1 protein-coding gene and 1 pseudogene are annotated in these 1,377 nt (G+C 59.8%); both read right to left on the bottom strand.

Features of this window, described 5'->3' with window-relative positions; genetic code table 11:
* A partial coding sequence (locus ASG57_RS31335; RefSeq protein ID WP_502690823.1) for a flagellin N-terminal helical domain-containing protein occupies positions 1-284 on the bottom strand: 284 nt, incomplete at its 3' end.
* Positions 285-643: 359 nt separating this feature from the next.
* Positions 644-1,339: pseudogene (locus tag ASG57_RS31330) on the bottom strand (flagellin); the annotation flags it as partial.
* Positions 1,340-1,377 lie beyond the last annotated feature (38 nt).

Below are 1,377 nucleotides of genomic sequence, written 5' to 3'. Positions count from 1 at the left end.
GCGATCGACTTCGCCGAGTCGATCAGCTTCTGCAGCGAGGTGATGCCGGTGTTGGCGGCCTGCAGCACCTGCACGCCGTTGGCGATGCCATCGAGCAGATTGTTGATGTCGCTGGCGCGGTTGTCGAGCGACTGTGCGGTGAAGAAGTTGGTGGGATTGTCCAGGGCCGAGTTGACGCTCTTGCCGGTCGACAGACGGCTCTGGGTGGTGGCGAGAAGATCAGCAGTGGACTGGAGAGAGAGCAGGTTCTGACGAACCGAGGACGAGAGAACGATACCGGACATACTCTGTTACCCTTCTGGTACGCAACGCAACAAACTTCGATTAGGATTAATCGATGTGCGGAACGGTGAACGTTTGGGGCTAACAAAGCATGAAGCGTGTCGCGGCACTCTTACGCGGATTCACCATATGGGCAGTCGAAGCCGAAACGAGCTTGCGCGTATCGCCATGATAGGATGACGTTTTTCCGGGCGACGGCGAGGCGTTTGCCACTTGTCAACCATAACTCAGAGTGAGCAATTGGCTGTATTCAATTGCATCAGCTTCACCTCATGGCATCGCCATCGAAAGCTTGCATGAAAGAAAAGCGGCGGGGCCGAAGCCCCGCCGCGATGTCTTGGCTAGCGATGTTGTCCGCTTGTTAGCGGAGCAGCTGCAGCACGCTCTGCTGCGACTGGTTGGCCAGCGACAGCGCGGAGACCGCGATCGACTGGCGGGTCGACAGCGCCTGGCTATTGGCCGCCTCGACGTTTGTGTCGGCCAGGGTCAGGTTGGACGAACCGGTCTGGAGCACGTTGATCAGGCTCTTGTTGAAGTCCTGACGGACCTGCACCACCGAGAGGTTCGAGCCGAGGCTCGAGGCCTGCGAGCGCAGCGTGCTCGAGGCGGCGTTGAGGTTGGTCAGCACCTTGTTGGTGGCAGCGTTGTCGATGAAGTCGACACCGCTGGTCAGCGCAGCGAGGCCCAGACCCTTGGAGTTGTAGGTCACGCCGACCTTGTTGGTGGCAGCGTTGTCGATGAAGTCGACACCGCTGGTCAGCGCAGCGAGGCCCAGACCCTTGGAGTTGTAGGTCACGCCGGTGATGCTGAGGTTCGACTTGCCGGTCTCGTCGAACACCAGCTTGAGCTGGTCGCCGTTCAAGAGATTGACGCCGTTGAACGAGGAGTCCTGCGCGGTCGTGTCGATCTGGTTCAGGATGTTGTTGAACTGAGAGACCAGGTTCGCACGGGACGTCTGCGCAACGGTGTCCTGGACGGGGCTGGAAGCCGTCGAGAACGTCAGCGCGGTGGTCAGCGTACCGCCGATCGAGCCGCCCGCAGTGCTCGAACCGATGGTCAGTAGTACATGCGCAACTCCTTTTTCTTGGCGCTAGG

It is taken from the genome of Bradyrhizobium sp. Leaf396 (assembly GCF_001424605.1).
In the GTDB taxonomy this organism is placed as follows: Bacteria; Pseudomonadota; Alphaproteobacteria; order Rhizobiales; family Xanthobacteraceae; genus Bradyrhizobium; species Bradyrhizobium japonicum_C.
Note: the sequence above shows the minus strand (reverse complement) of the source record. Positions and strands in the feature narration are given on the sequence as shown.